The following is a 19,049-nucleotide window of genomic DNA, read 5'->3' on the forward strand; positions in this document are numbered from 1 at the left end:
TTTTTACTCATTCCAAATTTCTAGAAATTTACTTTTTCTCCTTATTGATATTGGTATTGTTTTACCATCTATCATTTCAAGGTAGCTATTAATTCCTTTAAAATATTTTTTTATAAAATTTAAATTAACAATCCAAGAATTGTGCACTCTAAAAAATATCACAGGTGAAAATGCATCTTCCATATCTTTTAATTGCTTTATAGTTACAATTTTTTTTCCATCGCACATGGTTAAATGTGTATAATTACCATCTGCTTCTAGATACATAATATCATCCGTTTTTTCAAAAATGATCCCATCAGTAACTGGCAAACTTATCCTTTTAAGTTCTTTATTTGCTTTTAAGTATTTTAAAATTTGATTAGTTGCCTCTGAGTTTTGTTTAGTTTTAATTCTGTTACTTACTTTATTAAGTGCAGTAACAAGATCATCAGGATTAATTGGTTTTAATATATAATCACAAGCACCATATTTTATTGCTTTAAATGCAAATTCATCAAAGGCTGTCAAAAAAATAATTTCGAATGATAAATATTTTATCTTTTCAAAAATTTGAAATGCGTTTCCATCTTCTAATTGAATATCACAGAAAATTAAATCAGGTTTTAAATCATCAATTAAGTTTGTAGCTTCATCTAAAGTGGATGCATTACCCAAAATTTCAATTTTATTTGGATAATATAAATTTAACATGTTTGATAGTAATTCAACAATACCTGGTTCATCTTCAATATGAATAGCTCTTATCATTTTTTATTTTTCTATAAGGTAACATAAAAGATACTTCAACTCCTTTCACATCATCACGATTTTTAATTGAAATAGTAGTATTTAAATCTGGATAATCATTTGCCAATAATTTAAGGCGTTGATGAAGGTTACTCATTGCATAACTCTGGTATAATTTGTTTTCGTTGTTAGTATTTAACCCCTCACCGTTATCTAGAATACAGATATATAAGAAATCGCCATTTAAAGTCATATTAACTATTATCAATCCTTCAATTTGTGAATTAACAAAACCATGTTTTAAAGTATTTTCAATAATTGGTTGAATAAACATGGATGGTATTTCATAATTAACAATATTAATTTTGCTATCAATTTCAAACCTTGCTTCAAATTTGCAAAAATTTCTAAATTTCTCTAAAGAAATATAATCATCCAAATACTTTAATTCATTTTCAATTACAACAAATTTATTTGCTGTAATATCAAGCGTACTTCTAATTAAACTAGCAAATTTTAATAAATAATAATTAGCTTCTATATTTTTTTTTGCAATGATCAGGTTTTGGATTGAAGTTAAACAATTAAACACAAAATGTGGATTCATTTGTGCCCTTAAGGCTTTATGCTCAAACTCTAATATTTTTTTATTTATTTCTATCTCTTTTAAAGCTGATTGTTTGATTGACCTCAAACGATTTTTATAAACTAAAATTATTATCATTATAAGAATAACTAGAACGATTGAAATAAACCATAACTTTTGCCAAAATGGTTTTTGAATAAAAATAAAAACACTTTCAATATCAGAAGAGGTATTTTTATAAACGTTACATGCCTTTAATTGAAGTTCATATTTCCCTGGAGACAACCCTTCTATTTGTAGCTCATTTGTTTCTAGAAGTTGCCATGCAACATTTGAATTATTGAATTTATAATAAAATTCAATTCCACTGTAGTTACTATAATCAATTGCACTAAAACTAATTTTTAAATTGTTCCTATTATAAGGCAGTGAAACGATATAATTATTTTCAAAAGTACTATCGCCTTGTTTTAAACTATTTATATAAAAAGGTATTTTTTTATCATAATTGACTTTATTTAATAAACTTTTATCAACAAAATAAAGTCCATTACTAGATGCTATCATTAAATTTTGAGGAGAATTGCTAATATTATAAAAAATATCATCGTTTAATTTATTATTTAGAAAATTTAAAAAATTATAATTATTAGATTCATTTAAAATTATACTTGATATTCCATTATTCGTCATCACAAAAAGGCTTTTATCAATTTCAAATAATTCTTTAACTGTATTATTTACCAATCCGCTCTTTTCATTAATTGTTTGAATTAATTTTTTATTTTTTAAAATTTTTAATCCCCCAAATTTTAATCCTACTATTAACTTATCATCGTATGTATAAAGTAGTGAAGAAATTCCTGATTGAAATAATGTGTCATTTTTTAAATACATAATAGGTTTATGTGTAGCCGTATCATATGTGTAGATTTCATTTCGAGTAAAAACCCATAAATTCCCTTTAAAATCTTTTCTAATATTAGACCTCTGAAATGGAAAATTGTATTGGCTTGCATAAATGTTTTTTCTTAAATATAGCTCTGTTAAATAATTACCTTGACAAATTAATAATTTACTTTTTGATAGTAGAATAATTTCAGACGATGATTGTATAAGATGCAATGATCGAAAAAGGTTACTATTTAAATTATACTTTTTACCAATATCACTTTCAGCTAAATACTTTTTATCCTTGGGTGCAATTCCTAAATAAATTTCATTATCAACAACGAATAAACTTTTTACAGATAATAAATCAATTTTAAATAATTGAGTTATGTTATTTTTGCTCTTTAAAAATAGCCCTATATTGTTTGTAAACAAAAAAGTAGAATCATTGATTACACAAACCCTAGTTACTTGAGGTTGTGAATTAATTAGTTCAATTTTTCTTATGTACGTATTTGGTATATAATACACACCATTTTCTAATGTTGAAAACCATATCCCCTTATCATAATCTATTTCTATTGAAGAAATTGACAAGCTTTTTAAACAATCAATTTCTTCAATTACACTCAAATCTTCATTTAATATACTTACACCTCCTTTAATTTTACCAATCCAAATTTTATCTCTATCATCAATTTTAATCGTTAAAATATTAGAACCCAACAATCTATAGGTAAGTTTATTATTGTTTGATAATTTAAATAGTAATCTTCCAACAAAAAAATAAACAGCCGATTTTGATTTGATACAACCGTAATGAGGGGGTACAACTTGACCAAATGGTAACACAAAATTTATTGTTTTACCTCCATATAAATTTAAGTCTATATGCAAACTGTCATGTGTTCTGGTATCATCTTGAACCTTTTCTAAAAAAGGAACATCTTTTATAAAACTGAAAGAAAATTTTAATGGTCTAATATTGTTATTATTACCTGTGTTATATTTATTACTTATAACCTCACCTTTATTTGTTATTTTATAATTAACAAAGTTGTGTGAATTCAAATAAACATTATCATTAATTACAAAAGCACTCGTAATTAATAAGTTTTTAACTTTTTGTTTGATAATATCATTGTATTTATAATTTACTATTTTTTTATGATTGTAGTAACATAAAAATCCAGATTGAGAAAAAAACCAAATTTTTCCCTTTTCATCTTCATAAATTTTAAAAATTACATTGTCGTATAAGTCAAATTTCTCCATTTTATACCCATTATATCGAACCACACCTTGATCACTTGCAATCCACATATAATTTTTAGAATCTCGAAAAACACAGTAGGTTTCATTACTCGGAATACCATTTTTTTTTGTATAATTTATAAGTTGATACTCGTTGATTTGTCCAAATAAGGGTGCAATAAAAAGAAATGTAAAAAAAAGGAATATATAACGCATATTAACAAATTTACTACATAAACAATTGCATTATTAGTCAATTTTAAAAAACGAATATGTTTGAAATACATACAGTTATCGTTATTTTATTGCAGATAAATAATGTACTTATTGAAAAGTGTAAAATGAATATATTTTTATAAAAAGATTATAGAAATAAATTAAAAAATTACCGATTGAAAACTTGGCTGTTGTAATGACAGCCTTTTTTATTGATACTATATTATATGTAACATATTTTCACTTACTTTGCAGCTAACAAAATTTGATTATAAATTAATGAAAACAGCGTTAATTACAGGAATAACAGGACAAGATGGTGCATATTTAGCTGAATTATTATTAGAAAAGGGTTACAACGTTCATGGTATTAAGAGAAGAAGTTCATTAATGAATACCGACAGAATTGATGATCTAATTTTTGATGATTCTATTTCAGACAGATTTCATTTACATTATGGCGATTTAACGGATTCAAGTAGTCTATTAAGAATAATTCAACAAACTCAGCCTGATGAAATATATAATTTAGGCGCTCAAAGTCATGTACAGGTAAGTTTTGAAACGCCAGAGTATACCGCAAATTCTGATGGAATTGGCGTTTTGAGAATTTTAGAAGCAATTAGAATATTAGGATTAACAAAAAAGACGAAATTTTATCAGGCATCAACTTCAGAATTATATGGTTTAGTTCAAGAAATTCCACAAAAAGAAACTACCCCTTTCTACCCTCGTTCTCCTTACGGTGTTGCAAAATTATATGGCTATTGGATCACTGTAAACTATAGAGAATCGTATGACATGTTTGCCGTGAACGGTATTTTATTTAACCATGAAAGTCCTTTAAGAGGAGAAAGTTTTGTTACAAGAAAAATTACAATTGGTGTAAGCCGAATAGTTTTAGGGTTAGATGAATCACCACTTCTCTTAGGAAATTTGGATGCAAAGAGAGATTGGGGGCACGCCAAAGACTATGTAGAAGGTATGTGGTTGATCATGCAGCAAGATAAACCTGATGATTATGTTTTAGCTACTGGTATTACCACCACTATTAGAGAATTTATTATAATGTCATTCAATGAAGTGGGTATTACGCTTGATTTTACCGGTGAAGGTGTTGATGAAAAAGCATTTGTAAAATCATGTAACAATGATAAGTATCAATTACCAATAGGAAAACAAGTTATAGGAATTCACCCAAGATATTTTAGGCCAGCAGAAGTTGAGCTATTGATTGGCGATGCTACAAAAGCAAACACTCAATTAGGTTGGAAACCAAAATACGATTTACCTATGTTAGTAAAAGAAATGATGAGCGAAGAATTAAAGTATCAATTAAAAAAATAAAAAAAAGGTTGCACTATTGCAACCTTTTTTTATAAAAATTATGTGCAAATCGAAAGGGTGATAATAATAAGCCTTGTAAAAAATTTTTGATAAATTTCGGGTGTAACCCATATTTCAATTTCATTACCATGAAATGTTTAACAATTGCTTTAAAAGAACCATACACTAATAAATTATAAACAATAACAGATGTAGTTTTAAATTGAATATTCCATTGTTGATTAAAATTCAATTGGTTTTCAAATCCGTTTTTCAATATTCCAGAAACACATTCAAATATTAAATTTTCATCAAATTTGAATAATTCAATTAAACCGTTGTGTTGAACATTATAACGATTAAAATCTACAGAAGGTATATTAATAAAAATCGTATCTGGATTTAATAATTGTACCATTGGTAAAAATTTGGCTCCTGTACTAGTTGTCAACCAGGTAATTCCACTACTGCATCCAATTAACAATGTACAATAATGAGTTAAAGCTGCGTTTTCTCTCACAGATAGCTCACTTGCATCAATAATTTGGGAAGTACTTTCAAATTTATTTGCAGAACTTAAGATTATACAAGTTGATGGAATCATCACAAGTTTTTCCGCAATGTTTTTAACAAGTGTAAAATTTAAATCAACTTGACCACTCTGTGGTGCATATTCCCAGAGTATTACATTTTTAAATGTATCAATACTATGTTTTAATACAAAATTTTGAACATTATCTAACTCGGAAGAAGTATTTTTTAATATTGGTTGAATTGGTACATTTATTTTTTGTGGATATGCATTTAAAATCATACCTCTAATTGTACCATCATATAGAGCTAAATTAGTATCAATATTCGTTGTTATGAAAACTTCATCCCATTTCCCATTTTTTTTTTCAAGAAGAACTTTTTTCTTGTATTGTCTAAATGCGTTTATATCATTTTTTTTCACATCTTTTACTACCACTACATTATCAACATATTCATTGTTATTAATAATATTTTTACAAAAATCAGCAATTGCCCACGTAAGATCACAATTTGGATAATCTATTTTTATTTGCCGAGCAATAGTTGTGGCGTATAAGCAATCACCATTTGAAAATAATTGTACAAGCAAAATTTTTTGAGAAGTGTTCATGGTTATTGCATCATTAATTTAGCTAGTTTTTTAAAAGATATTTCAGGTTTGTACCCAATTTTTTTAATGGTACTGTTATCAGAAACTAGTACTTTATAAGATGATTTAAATTTATCATCGATCACAATTCTATTTGTTAAATCAACATCTACAATTTTAAAACATTCGTTAATAAAAGCTTCAATACTGTATCCTTCACCATTACTTAAATTAGCTTCATAAACAGCATCTTGATTCATAAATAGCCAAAGTGCATTTACAATATCGCCAGCAAAAGCCCATTCTTTAACAACTGATTTATCACCTATTGTCAATGTGCTAATTATACCAAGTTTAATCTTTTTTACATTTTCACAAATCATTTTAGTAACATGCCGTTCAGTTCGTAGTGGACTGTCATGATTAAAAAAGTATCCAACATATACTTTTAAACCTAATGACCTGTAATATCTTGCTGCTTCTACACTTTGAATGCGACATAGAGAATATGCATCATTTGCATAAAAATCATCCGTTTCTTTAATAGGTATTCCTTTATTTAAAAATTGTAATCCACTACCAGAAATAAATACTTTCGTTTTCGGTAGGTATTGATATACCACTTCGAGTAAAACCATGGTACTTGTAACTATAGAATTATAGTTTTCTAAAACAAAAGCATGATTAGTACTTGAGTTGGCAGCAAAATGAAAAATATAATTTGGTTTTTCGTTTACCAATAAATTTTTAATTGGGTCAAATGATGTTATATCAATATTTACATAACCTGCACTTCTACTTATACCTACAACATTTATATTTAAAGACTCTAATAATTGAGTTAAGTATATACCATCTTGCCCAGCAGCACCTAAAATAATTGCTTTCATAATATTATCTTTCATTTATTGCATGAAAAAATTGATGGTATAATTCAGCCGTTTTTTCCCATGAAAATTGTTGTGCCCTTTTTATTCCTAATGTGGCAAAATGATTTCTTTCATGTTCATTGTTACATAGTTTATCAAGTGCTTCTGCTATCTCAATAATATTGTCTGGATCAACCAATAAACCACTTGAACCAACTACTTCAGGTAATGAAGTTTTATTTGAAGAAATTACTGGCGTTCCACATTGCATAGCTTCTAAAACAGGTAATCCAAAACCTTCGTAATATGATAAAAATATAAAACAAATTGCGTTTGAATAAATTATAGCCAAATCTTTGGTATCAATAAAAGTGGATGGCATTACTATCTTTGAACGAACAAATGATGTAATTTTAAGCTCATTCAGCATATTCATACTATGGGAAAGGTTACCCGTTACTAATAATTTGATATCAGTATTTGAATTTTGCAAAATAAACTCGTTGAAACCTTTTATAATATTTCGAATATTTTTACGCTTATCACTACCAGAGACAGTTAATATATAACGATGTGGTATTTGGTATTTAGCTTTTATTTTTTCAAAACTATAAGCATCAACATTGTTGTAAAATAATTTAGGAGAAGCTGCTAACGGTGCAACAAAAACTTGATCACTTCTTATTGATTTATCATAATTAAGTAAATCATTTTTTGAATATTCAGATATTGCAATAGCATAATTATTTTTAATGGCATTTACAATATTTTGTGTAATGGATACCATTTTATTATTATATCCTGCCCTTACTAGTGGTATAATATCTAAAAATGTAATTGATTTTTTTAAATTTTGTTTAGTAACGTAGTCATCAAATGGATGATAAAAAGAATGATAGATATTTTTATTATTCAGATGATAATTCGGTGTTACTAGTTTTTTTAAAATGGGATGTTTAAAAAGTGATTTCCATTTTAAAATATCCCAACACCTTTGATAACCTTGAGAAATTACAGATGTTGCTGCTGTTCCATAATTTTCATACACATATTGCTTTAAGTTTTTATCATACTTCTCAATTTTTATGTTGCTTGCAAAACTTAAATTTAGATCATCATAAGAATGTAAACAATGGGTAACTTCTTCGGCAAGGCGCATCATTCCATCTCTGTTATTTGCACGAATTTGGCATTCGGCAAATAACCTTCCATCTAAAACAACATCTACCTTACCCATATTTTTACTTATGCTTTAAAAATACCCATTCCATAAATTTATTTTTTTCCAAACCTCCTCTATGTTCTTGAACGGAAAACGCTTTTTCTTCATCGGTTAGTTCATTCATAGATGAAACAAAATCGTAATTAACGTTCCAATTGTTGTACATTTCAATAGTATGGCTATTTTTATAATTGTTTAAAAGAATATGTTTCATATCAATATTTTCATGATCATGTAATTCTATCAAAATATCAACTTTTGATAATTTACTTATTACTATAGCATCATTAAATAAAGTATATTCATATCCTTCACAATCACAAATTATTAAGGTATTTTCCTGAAATGAAAAACTTCGTAGTGAATCAACTGTACAAGCATTATTAATGATAACATTATTAGCACCATTTAATTGGGCCATTTGTTGACAAAATAAAATATCTTCTTCATTCATTTCAAAACAATGTACAATTGATTGTGGCAATTTTACAGCTAGTCCAACTGCATAATAACCTTCTGCAGAACCGATATCAATTATTTGTTTATACGAATGATTGATAATTTTTGTAAACAGGTTGTGTAAATGCGCTTCATAACTTCCTAAAATTTTAGGTACTAAACTAAGTTGTAAAATATTTAACGACGGGTATTGTAACCCTTTAAATGGCCCGTATAAAACTTTATTTTGAGGCGCAATTTTTTGAATAATTTCCTTACCTTTTTTTATAATTGACGCAGTATTTTTATCATGAATAGGATGAATTACGTATCCTAAAATTTTAAAAAATTTAATGAATAACTTTTTCATATTTACTTAAATAATAAATTATTATCAACGAATATTGTGTTGATACCAGTATGAGCGTAAGCAGAATAATTATGTGTGGCTAAAAATTGAGCTATTGCGTCATTACTTTTTTTAATGTGAGATTGTGAGTAATGAACGGTTTCTATACATAACAGCTTAGGCCTCCATCTAGAGAAATTAAGTGTTTTTAATATGTCTAAATCCAAACCTTCTACATCAATAGAAATAAAATCAGGAGCTTCATTCTCAAAATAGGTTGCTAAAATTGTATTAATTGGTTTTACAGGAATTTTTCTTATTTCAGCAATTTTTATATTTGTAGTATTATTAACATATGTAGCTTCTTCCTTTGAAAAAGTACTCAAACCTTTTTCCTTATCATTTTCATTGAAAATATAAAAATCTAAAACTTCTTCTTTTCCGCTACCAGAAACACCTATGTTTAAGCATATATCATGTTTACGATGCTTTTTAATTTTTGAAATTAAATCAGGATTAGGTTCAATTATGACGCCTCTATTACCCTCCAAATAAAAATAATAACTATTGTTAATGTCAATTGGATTGTTAGTACCAATTTCTAGATAGGTTACTTTTTTTAGACCTAATGATCTAAAAAAAAATTTCATAACTCTATCTTCACCAGCTTGAGAAAAACTAATAAACTCTTTATAATTGGGTGAAGTAAATATGTAAAATAGAGATTTTATAAAGGGCTTTACCCGGTTAAATTTCATTTAAATCAACGTTTTTCAATTACAATTTTAGGTATAGGGAAAATAAAAGCAGTACCTTTTTCTAAAGCCGCTTTTTCACGAACTACAAATTCATCTTTAAAGTGCCATGGAAGTACCAAATAATAGTCTGGATTCATAGCTCTACTTTCTGCTTCACTAATAATGCTAATATCTGTACCAAGAGTTTTTGCACCATATTTATCAGGGTTTCTTTCCGCAGCATATTCAATCAAATTTTTATCTATACCGCACCACTGCAATATCGTATTGCCCTTAGTTGAGGCACCATAAACATGTATTTTTTTTCCATCATTTTTTAGTTTTACTAATAAATCATTTAATTCTACTTTTAATTTTTCTATCCTATTTTGAAAATCAATATAAGGCTTATCGGTATCTAACTCTAAATCAAACTCTTTATGCCTAATTTCATTAATTAACTGATAGTTTTCAATACTATCATGTTTACTACTTTCTTTATGTGTTGCATAACACCTAATACTACCGCCATTAATATCGTTAAAGGAGATTTTAAAAATTTTCATATCGGACATACCTAAAATCTTTTCTAAAACTGCTAAGCTATAAAACTCCAGATGTTCATGACAAATAGTATCGTAACTATCTAACTCAAGCATTTTGGGCATATAGCTCATTTCAAATACCCACACACCAGTTGATGATAAAAAACGCTTAATTCCTTTTACAAATTCCACCGGGTTTTCTAAATCATAAAACATAGCAATAGAGGTAATAACATCCATTTTTTTACCTTCTAACAATTTAGATAGTTCCTCTGAAGGAAATATATCTTGAACAACAGTTGCTTCTTTCACTTCCTGAGCAACATCGCTTGGGTCGCAGCCATATTTAATAAAATGCTTAGGGTAATAACCTAAAAGCGTACCATCATTACATCCAATATCTAAAACTGATGGATGTTTAGTATCACCAACTGTGTCAATTACACTTTCTACAATATTTTTTAAGTGATTACGCATTGTATCATTTGTACCACTTCTATACCAATAAGCTGCATATAAAATTTCAGATGGTACTGAATGTTCCATTTGTAATAATCCACATGCATTTTCATCTTCTTCGGGATTACACCTCACTAATGAACAATCAATTTTACGTAGACTAGGTAACTCTTTACCTGGTTTAACAAAACTTCCTTGAAGATATTGAGGCCCCAAATTAATAACTCTTTTTAAAGCCTTTGAACCGCAAACACGGCATGTAGTTCTTTTACGAATATGCATTAATTACTAGTTTTATTTTTTAAAAGTTCAGCAAATAAGTTGTTAAGTGCGTCAATGCACTTATTACGTTCTAAATTTAATTTGGCTAATTGTTTAACAACAATATTTTTTTCTTGATCTGCAACTTTCTCAAATTCATATACCTTTTCCTGTTCATGCCATAATTTACAATTAATATCAGCTAATTGATAAAAAATCTCACCAAAATTACCTTCTACATCTGCTACTTCATTACCCTCTTTTTTATATACTTTGTTTGCTTCAAAAGTAAGTTTTTCAAAGGGTATTTTATTATTGATTGCATCATTTATGTATTCATTTACTTCTTTTTGCAAAAGAAGTGCTTGCTTTTCTAAACTTTCTAATCTTTTATCATCTGTGGTGTGATATTGCTTTAGTTTTACTATAGTCAATTTATCACATAGCATACCAATTGTTTCTGCCATTTTATTTATTATTACTTTTAGGTCGCAAAAATAACAATAACCAAGCACACTTCTTTATTCATGGGTATAATTCAAAAACAAGCTTTAAGGTCTACTATTTTCTTATTTGTTGGCTTTATGATAGGTGGACTTAATATTCTTGTTTTATTTCCAAAACTTACTGCATTAGAAATAAACGGTTTAACAAGAGCATTTTTAGATGTTGGCGTTGTTTTGTCTACTTTGGCGGGCTTTGGTTCAGTATCAATGGTATATAAATTTTATCCCTACTATAATTCGAATCTTAAAAAAAATGAAAATGATTTACCTTTTGTCACAATTTTAATGTGCCTTGCTGGTTTTATAATTATATGCTTTGTTGGATATTTTTTTAAAGATTTTATTTCTCGTAAATTAGGTAAAGCTCCTTTATTTGCTACCTATTTTTACTTAGTTTACCCAATCACTTTCTTTATGCTTCTTTTTGCTTGGCTTGAATCATTTGCATGGGCATTTAAAAAATCGGTATATAGCAATTTTCTACGAGAAACACTTATACGTTTTCTAACTACCATTTTAATATTATTATGTTGGTTCAATATTATACAAACTAGTTCATTCATCACTTTATTTTGCTGCATTTATATCATACCCGTTATTATTTTGTTTTATGTATTAAGAAAAACAAAATCTTTTTACTTCACTTTTAAATTTAGCAAAGTGACTAGAAGATATTGGAAAAAAATGTTCTTATACAGTATGTTTATTTTTGGTGCTAGCTTTTTACAAGTCGCTTCTCGAACAATGGATTCATTTGTAATTATTGGCTTGAAAGGCTTAGAGGCTACAGCAATTTTTCTTTTAGGTTCATATTTAGCCTCACTAATGGATCTACCACTAAGAAGCTTGATTTCAATTACTACACCAATAATATCTGAATCATGGAAAGAGAAAAATTATAATAATATTTTTGATATATATAAGAAAAGTACCATCACACTTTTAGTTGCGGCCATTTTTATTTTTGGTGCTGTAATGTTGAATATAGATTCACTCATTAAATTTTTAGGCAAGAGTTATTTAGAAGTACCTTTTATTGTATTAATTATGGGGTTAGCAAGAACAATAGATTTAGGAACAGGCGTAAATGGACAAATAATTGCAACATCAATTAATTGGAAATTTGACTTTTTTACAAATGTATTATTAACCATTATTGCTTTACCTCTTAATTTTATTTTAATAAATAATTTTGGTATTATTGGAGGAGCTTATGCAACATTAATTGCTACAAGTGTGTACAATTTAGTACGTTATTTGTTTATTTATTTTAAATATAAGTGGCAACCATACGGTTTGCCTCATTTAAAAATTATTTTTTTAGGGTTAATAGCCTTTATTATTGCTCATTTTATAACTGTATTTGACAATTTAATTTTAGACGTTTTAATTCGAAGTTTTATCTACACTTTAATTTTTATAGTAATTTTATTTTATAGTAATGTTAGTAATGATATCAACAACATTATATTAAAATATTGGAATAAAATATTCAAATAATTTCTTTCAAATAATTTAAAAACATTTTAAAACCTTTACGTTTTTCATCATCCAACTTATAATCAATATTTACAGTATAGTATTCCATTAAATCGTAATGTTCATAAGGGTTTTGAGCAATAATTTCTGCTAGATGTTGAAAACCTTCACCTGTTACTTCATTGAACTTTTCAATAAATGCCTGTGGTAATTGTTTATTAGCGATCCATGCGGCAAAAACAAAAGGCAAGCCCGTCATAGCTTTCCATGCGGTACCTAAATCATATATGTATTTATTTTTTTTACGTTGTATAAATGCCCTATCACCAATAACCAAACCAGCTGTAGTGCCTTTTATATTTGCTTCGTAACCTGTTTTACTTTCAATGAGTTCAGGTGAAATTTTCCAATAATTATTCAACAAAACTTTTAACAATCCAACTGAACTTCTACTTTGATAGTCTAATAATATATGTGAAATAGCTTCTAAAGGTACATCACTAAACAAGCAAACACTGGCTACATTTTGTTGTGTGCCAATGCAATAATCAGTGATAATGTGGTATTCATTTAAAAATGGAATAATAGCAACGGGTACCAAACTAATATCAACCTCATTATTTACCAACATTGATGCAATTTTAGCAGGATAATCTGTAACCAATTCTACTGAGTCAACCATCCCACCTTTTTCAAAACCATATATCAATGGTTTGGTGTTTAAATAACTTACTGCTGCAACCCTTATTTTTCTGTCCAACTCGTTTCGTTTAATTTTACACAAAATTACTTCAAACCAAATTGATTTATGCAACTTTCACCACTCACTGCTATTTCACCCATTGATGGCAGGTATAATAGAACCACCCAACAATTAGCCGATTATTTTTCTGAATATGCACTCATTAAATACCGATTAAAAGTTGAAGTAGCATACCTTATTGCATTGAGTGAAAAACGTTTTTTTAAACTTGATATAAAAACAAAAAAAGCGTTGCGTTTGTTGGTTGATAACTTTACTGAAAGCGATGCTTTACAAATTAAACAAACAGAAGCTATTACCAACCACGATGTTAAAGCCGTTGAATATTTTTTGAAAGAAAAATTAACAGCATTAGGTGTTACAGATATTACTGAGTGGATTCATTTTGGTTTAACCTCACAAGATATCAATAACACCGCAATACCTATGTTGTGGAAAGATGCTGTAGAATTTGAATACCTTCCACAACTCATAAACTTACAACAACACTTATACCTACTAGCGCAACAATGGAAAACGGTTCCAATGCTGGCTCGTACACACGGACAAGCTGCATCACCAGTAATGCTTGGCAAAGAAATAATGGTGTTTGTTGACCGATTAGAAAATCAAATACAACTTTTTAGTTACATACCTTTTACAGGTAAATTTGGTGGTGCTACTGGTAACTTTAACGCACACCATGTTGCTTTTCCTCAAACGAATTGGAAAAAATTTGCTGATCAATTTTTAGAAGATAAACTTGGTTTACAACGCCAACAATACACCACACAAATTGAACAGTACGACACATTAGCCGCTCACTTCGATGCTATAAAACGCATCAACAACATCCTTATTGATTTGTGTAGAGATGTATGGAGCTACATTAGTGTTGATTATTTTAAACAACAAACCAAAAAAGGTGAAATTGGTAGCAGTGCCATGCCACACAAAGTAAACCCCATAGATTTTGAAAATGCAGAAGGCAATTTAGGTATGGCAAATGCAATACTAGAGCATCTTTCAGCCAAATTACCCATCAGTCGTTTGCAGAGAGATTTAACAGATAGTACCGTACTCAGAAACATTGGTGTACCAATGGCTCATATTGCTATATCATTTAAATCAATAGAAAAAGGTTTAGGTAAATTAATTTTGAATGAACCAAAATTGAAAGCCGATTTAGATAACAATTGGGCCGTTGTAGCTGAAGCCATACAAACCATTTTACGAAGAGAAAATTATCCTAAACCTTATGAGGCATTAAAGGATTTAACAAGAGGTAAAAATGCTATTGATAAAGCCACTATACATGCTTTTATACAAACCCTCCATATACCTGCTAAAATTAAAAAAGAACTAAAAAGTATAACGCCACATAATTACACAGGAGTTAAATAAAAAAGGAGCAAATGCTCCTTTTTTATTTAAAACAATGCTATCATTATCTACATTACTCAAATTAAAAACCTAATTGATACAAAGTAGATTATTCTTTTTTTATTATCAATATTAAATAATATAATAATTATGTATTTTTGAGTATTCGAAAAGTACGTTATGAAAATTATAAAATTTCTAAGCACCCTTGTGTGGCTTTTATTGTCTATTAATGCTTCCTCTCAAAATTGTAATAACTGGCTAAAAACGCAAAATTCAGGATCGGGTGTTAAAATCGGCGATTTAGATATTACTGGTGATAAAATTACTGTAGAAGCTAGTTTTAATAGAACTGTACCGTCTTCACTTGGGTACCAATATGCAGGTGATTTAGTTTCAAAACATACTGATCCTAATAATGTTAATTATCTTTTAAGACCCAATCATGCTGAGATAACTACATCAAATGGATTTTTCGCAACTCCACAAATTTGTGATATTCTTTTGAATAAAACTTACCATGCAGCATTAGTTTACGATGGTAGCACATTAAAGTTTTACAGAAATGGTTTTTTAATGAGCCAAGTAAATGCTACCGGAAACCTAATACAGAATGATTTAATTACAACAATTGGAGATTACGCCTCACCTCCATTTGGCCCACCCACAGATTTTAAAGGATATATTAATGAAGTTAGAATTTGGAATGTAGCTCGTACACAAGCTGAAATACGAGCATTTATTAACACTCCGCTACCTAACCCAATAACACAAGTAGGTTTAAAAGGTTATTATACTTTTGATAATCTTTTAAATAAACAAGGCAATCCGCTGTTTAATGGTACACTAACTGGAAGTGCAACTATAAACAATTCGAATCCAAATTGTAATTTAATTATTGATTCATGTAATCAGCTTGTTAATAATGTCACTAATATTGGAAACATAATCAATTTATATACTCCAGTATTAGGCTTTGTTCCATGTTCAAATAAAATTACAGTATCCGATGCAACAGGATACAATGTGGGAGATACTGTATTACTAATACAAATGAAAGGTGCAATAATTGATAGTACCAACACACCTTCTTTTGGTACAATTACTGATTACAAAAATGCAGGAAACTACGAATTTAATTACGTTAAGAGCAAAAGCGGTAATGTAATTGAACTTAAAAATGTTCTATTAAGACAGTACGACATCCCTGTTGGTAAAGTGCAATTAATAAGAGTTCCATATTATAATGATGCAACGGTAACAGCCCCTTTAACATGCTTACCATGGGATGGTGAAAAAGGTGGTGTATTAGTATTTAATGTTAATAATACGCTTACTTTAAATCAAAATATAGACGTTAGTGGGAAAGGTTTTAGAGGAGGTATAGGTTATAATACAAACTCACCTGTATTAAATTGTAATTTGAATGATTTTAGCTACCCTTCCAATAATCAATTTTCTGGTTTAAAAGGAGAAAGTATTGCTGAAATTTCATCTAATAAAGTTAGAGGAAAAGGTAAAATAGCCAACGGTGGCGGCGGCGGCCTAGGTCATAACAGTGGCGGTGGAGGTGGTAGTAACGGAGGTACAGGAGGATTTGGTGGTTACCAATTAAATAATTGTGGTAATGCCCCATTTGATAACAGAGGCATTGGTGGTGGTAGCATAAATACTAATGCGATAATTAATAAAATATTTTTAGGTGGTGGCGGTGGTGCAGGACAAGCTGACAACCCTGGTAATATTCCTCCAGGTGGTGGAAATGGAGGAGGAATTATAATAATATCTTGTGATAAAATTTTGACAAATTCTAATAATATCATATCGAATGGTTTAACTGGGGTTGAATGCTTACAAAGTGTTGGATCTGACTGCCATGACGGAATGGGAGGAGGTGGTGCTGGTGGTACAGTTTTGTTAACAGTAAATACTTTTCTTGATAATATTACAATAATTAAAAATGGCGGTAAAGGGGCAAGTGTTACAAATACTTCAGCTATAGCTGGTAAAATTGGACCAGGCGGAGGTGGTTCTGGTGGGAATTTTTTTATTAATAAACCAACTTTACCCTCTCAAGTAACTTCATTAAACCTTGGTGCTCAAAATGGAACACTTGCGTTAGATAATAATTCAAATTGGGGTGCTACTCCTGGTAGTAACGGAAATAATTATTTTAACCTTTCAGTACCAATTTCTAACTTACCTTTTAAACCAAATATAGATTCTGTAAGGTTTAATTATGTTGTTAATTGTAACAATCAAGTCCATTTTACTGCATTAACATACGTTAATACAACACCAATTAGTACGTATCAATGGTCTTTAGGCGATGGATATGTAACAGGGGGGCCAGCATTTATTTCATATTTATATTCTAATGCCGGTGTATATGATGTAAAATTAGTTGTTACTGATATGAATGGCTGTAAAGACAGTATAATTAGAACAATTAATGTGAACGGCTTCACTGCAAATGCAGGTAATGATGTTTCAATTTGTACTTCATTTAATAATTATCAATTAAATGCATCAACAACGAATACAACAAATAATCAAATAGTTTGGTCTCCTGCTGCGAATCTTAATAATCCAAACATTCTAAATCCATTAGTAACAAGTGATACCTCTTTGGTTTTGTATTTAGAAGTAACAAATGCCGCTGGTGGTTGTGTAGCAAGAGATACCATTAATTTAACAATAAATACAACACCTATTATTCAAACAATAAATAATACTTCAATTTGTAAAGGTGATAATATCATTTTAACAACTACACCCAATTTAAGTAATTACCATTGGTCCCCTGGTCAATTTTTAAATGATTCTACAATTGCTTCACCCGTTTTTTCTGATACTTTATCGCACACTTTTATAGTGAGTTCCTCTAATGGTAATTGTGTTGGAAAAGATACAGTCACGATTAACGTATTACCTAACCCCATTATAAATACAATTAATGACACCACCATTTGTAACAACAATAGTATTCAATTAACAACAACAGGAGCATTAAACTATAGTTGGAGTCCTAATACAAACTTAAATAACTATTATACTAGTAACCCAATTTTTTCAGGAAACGACAGTATTACTTACTACGTTACAGGCATCGATTTAAATGGGTGTAAATCAAAAGATAGTGTTAGAATAAAAGTTAATAAAATCAATAATTTAAACCAGCCGCCCAATATTAATTTCTGTGCAAATCAACCAGTTCAACTATTAGGAAACAACGGTCCAAATCTTACATATTCATGGGCACCTGCAAATGTGCTAAATAATGCGAATATTGAAAATCCAGTAGCAATTATCAATAATACACAGGTATTTAATGTTACTGTTACTGATAATGTGTGTAATTACAATCAAAATTTTATTGTTAATGCAATTAAGTATCCAACCACAAACTTATCAGTGAAAAAATCGAATGACATTACTTGTGGTTTAAGCTCTGCTAACTTAGTAGCTACAGGTGGCGTAACTTATTTATGGAACAATGATCCAACTATTAATAATGTAACTATTGCAAATCCAACAGTTTCGCCAACTACTACAACAATTTATACGGTTAGCGCAACAGATATAAACGGCTGTAATTCAAAAGCAACCATAAGTGTTACGGTTGATTTAAATAGTAATCAATATGCATTGCCTAATACCTTTACACCCAATGGTGATCGTTTAAATGATTGCTTTGGAATCAAAAATTGGGGTAACGCTTTAGGTGTTAAATTTATTATTTATAACAGATGGGGCGAAAAAGTTTTTGAAACAAACAATACTGCACAATGCTGGGACGGAAAGTTTAAAGGACAACCAGCTGAGCCTGGCACTTATGTTTATTTTGTGAAAGCCAATACGAACTGTGGTTCAATAGAGAAAAAAGGAAATGTGATTTTAATAAGATAAAGTTTATAAATAACAAATAGCAGAA

At 29.0% G+C, this 19,049-nt stretch carries 14 protein-coding genes; 4 read left to right on the forward strand and 10 right to left on the reverse strand.

The window, feature by feature from the left end; all coding sequences use genetic code 11:
• Positions 1-3 precede the first annotated feature (3 nt).
• Both ACFOWM_RS02310 and ACFOWM_RS02315 read right to left on the reverse strand, forming a co-directional pair.
• On the reverse strand, positions 4-750 hold the full coding sequence (locus ACFOWM_RS02310) for a LytR/AlgR family response regulator transcription factor (protein ID WP_379706537.1): 747 nt from the start codon (positions 748-750) through the stop codon (positions 4-6).
• Complete coding sequence (locus tag ACFOWM_RS02315) at positions 728-3,676, reverse strand: sensor histidine kinase (protein WP_379706540.1); 2,949 nt, start codon at positions 3,674-3,676, stop codon at positions 728-730. Before ACFOWM_RS02315 ends, ACFOWM_RS02310 begins: the two co-directional genes overlap by 23 nt.
• A gap of 279 nt (positions 3,677-3,955) precedes the next feature.
• Between ACFOWM_RS02315 and gmd the strand changes: the two genes are divergently transcribed.
• Positions 3,956-5,023 (forward strand): GDP-mannose 4,6-dehydratase, encoded by a 1,068-nt coding sequence (gene gmd, locus ACFOWM_RS02320; protein ID WP_379706543.1) that lies wholly within the window; start codon positions 3,956-3,958, stop codon positions 5,021-5,023.
• Positions 5,024-5,036: 13 nt separating this feature from the next.
• On the opposite strand, the gene ACFOWM_RS02325 is transcribed toward gmd, so the two are convergent.
• The 7 genes from ACFOWM_RS02325 to ACFOWM_RS02355 are packed head-to-tail and all read right to left on the reverse strand — an operon-like array spanning position 5,037 to position 11,472.
• Positions 5,037-6,146, reverse strand: a complete 1,110-nt coding sequence (locus ACFOWM_RS02325) for a hypothetical protein (RefSeq protein ID WP_379706546.1) — start codon at positions 6,144-6,146, stop codon at positions 5,037-5,039.
• Between the two features lie 2 nt (positions 6,147-6,148).
• Complete coding sequence (locus ACFOWM_RS02330) at positions 6,149-7,030, reverse strand: GDP-mannose 4,6-dehydratase (protein ID WP_379706549.1); 882 nt, start codon at positions 7,028-7,030, stop codon at positions 6,149-6,151.
• Entirely contained in the window at positions 7,020-8,231 is a 1,212-nt protein-coding gene (locus ACFOWM_RS02335; protein ID WP_379706553.1) for a glycosyltransferase family 4 protein, read from the reverse strand. Before ACFOWM_RS02335 ends, ACFOWM_RS02330 begins: the two co-directional genes overlap by 11 nt.
• A 4-nt stretch (positions 8,232-8,235) precedes the next feature.
• The gene (locus ACFOWM_RS02340) at positions 8,236-9,024 is read right to left on the reverse strand and encodes a hypothetical protein (protein WP_379706556.1); all 789 of its coding nucleotides are present in this window, start codon (positions 9,022-9,024) and stop codon (positions 8,236-8,238) included.
• 2 nt (positions 9,025-9,026) lie between these two features.
• A complete protein-coding gene (locus tag ACFOWM_RS02345; protein WP_379706559.1) occupies positions 9,027-9,761 on the reverse strand; it encodes an FkbM family methyltransferase in 735 nt (244 codons plus the stop codon).
• Positions 9,762-9,766: 5 nt separating this feature from the next.
• Positions 9,767-11,026: a class I SAM-dependent methyltransferase gene (locus ACFOWM_RS02350; protein ID WP_379706562.1), complete on the reverse strand. Its 1,260-nt coding sequence runs from the start codon at positions 11,024-11,026 to the stop codon at positions 9,767-9,769.
• Positions 11,026-11,472 carry a hypothetical protein gene (locus ACFOWM_RS02355; RefSeq protein ID WP_379706565.1) on the reverse strand — a complete coding sequence of 149 codons (447 nt, stop codon included), beginning with the start codon at positions 11,470-11,472 and terminating at the stop codon, positions 11,026-11,028. Before ACFOWM_RS02355 ends, ACFOWM_RS02350 begins: the two co-directional genes overlap by 1 nt.
• A gap of 60 nt (positions 11,473-11,532) precedes the next feature.
• Here ACFOWM_RS02355 and ACFOWM_RS02360 point away from each other — a divergent pair, with 60 nt between their 5' ends.
• Entirely contained in the window at positions 11,533-13,011 is a 1,479-nt protein-coding gene (locus ACFOWM_RS02360) for a polysaccharide biosynthesis C-terminal domain-containing protein (RefSeq protein ID WP_379706568.1), read from the forward strand.
• On the opposite strand, the gene ACFOWM_RS02365 is transcribed toward ACFOWM_RS02360, so the two are convergent.
• A complete protein-coding gene (locus ACFOWM_RS02365; RefSeq protein ID WP_379706571.1) occupies positions 13,004-13,750 on the reverse strand; it encodes a menaquinone biosynthetic enzyme MqnA/MqnD family protein in 747 nt (248 codons plus the stop codon). The genes ACFOWM_RS02360 and ACFOWM_RS02365 overlap by 8 nt on opposite strands.
• A 48-nt stretch (positions 13,751-13,798) precedes the next feature.
• On the opposite strand from ACFOWM_RS02365, the gene purB reads away from it, so the two are divergent.
• Complete coding sequence (gene purB, locus ACFOWM_RS02370) at positions 13,799-15,136, forward strand: adenylosuccinate lyase (protein ID WP_379706574.1); 1,338 nt, start codon at positions 13,799-13,801, stop codon at positions 15,134-15,136.
• 159 nt (positions 15,137-15,295) lie between these two features.
• Entirely contained in the window at positions 15,296-19,024 is a 3,729-nt protein-coding gene (locus ACFOWM_RS02375) for a T9SS type B sorting domain-containing protein (protein WP_379706577.1), read from the forward strand.
• The last annotated feature ends 25 nt before the right edge of the window (positions 19,025-19,049 follow it).

This window comes from Ferruginibacter yonginensis (assembly GCF_042651465.1).
Lineage (GTDB): Bacteria > Bacteroidota > Bacteroidia > Chitinophagales > Chitinophagaceae > Ferruginibacter > Ferruginibacter yonginensis.

What these genes read in the sequence shown, in the direction of transcription:
- ACFOWM_RS02340 (WP_379706556.1), bottom strand. Translation starts at nt 9,024, where the DNA reads ATGAAAAAGTTATTCATTAAATTTTTTAAAATTTTAGGATACGTAATT.
- ACFOWM_RS02345 (WP_379706559.1), bottom strand. Translation starts at nt 9,761, where the DNA reads ATGAAATTTAACCGGGTAAAGCCCTTTATAAAATCTCTATTTTACATA.
- ACFOWM_RS02310 (WP_379706537.1), bottom strand. Translation starts at nt 750, where the DNA reads ATGATAAGAGCTATTCATATTGAAGATGAACCAGGTATTGTTGAATTA.
- ACFOWM_RS02360 (WP_379706568.1), top strand. Translation starts at nt 11,533, where the DNA reads ATGGGTATAATTCAAAAACAAGCTTTAAGGTCTACTATTTTCTTATTT.
- gmd (WP_379706543.1), top strand. Translation starts at nt 3,956, where the DNA reads ATGAAAACAGCGTTAATTACAGGAATAACAGGACAAGATGGTGCATAT.
- ACFOWM_RS02355 (WP_379706565.1), bottom strand. Translation starts at nt 11,472, where the DNA reads ATGGCAGAAACAATTGGTATGCTATGTGATAAATTGACTATAGTAAAA.
- ACFOWM_RS02315 (WP_379706540.1), bottom strand. Translation starts at nt 3,676, where the DNA reads ATGCGTTATATATTCCTTTTTTTTACATTTCTTTTTATTGCACCCTTA.
- ACFOWM_RS02330 (WP_379706549.1), bottom strand. Translation starts at nt 7,030, where the DNA reads ATGAAAGATAATATTATGAAAGCAATTATTTTAGGTGCTGCTGGGCAA.
- ACFOWM_RS02375 (WP_379706577.1), top strand. Translation starts at nt 15,296, where the DNA reads ATGAAAATTATAAAATTTCTAAGCACCCTTGTGTGGCTTTTATTGTCT.
- ACFOWM_RS02335 (WP_379706553.1), bottom strand. Translation starts at nt 8,231, where the DNA reads ATGGGTAAGGTAGATGTTGTTTTAGATGGAAGGTTATTTGCCGAATGC.
- ACFOWM_RS02325 (WP_379706546.1), bottom strand. Translation starts at nt 6,146, where the DNA reads ATGAACACTTCTCAAAAAATTTTGCTTGTACAATTATTTTCAAATGGT.
- ACFOWM_RS02350 (WP_379706562.1), bottom strand. Translation starts at nt 11,026, where the DNA reads ATGCATATTCGTAAAAGAACTACATGCCGTGTTTGCGGTTCAAAGGCT.
- purB (WP_379706574.1), top strand. Translation starts at nt 13,799, where the DNA reads ATGCAACTTTCACCACTCACTGCTATTTCACCCATTGATGGCAGGTAT.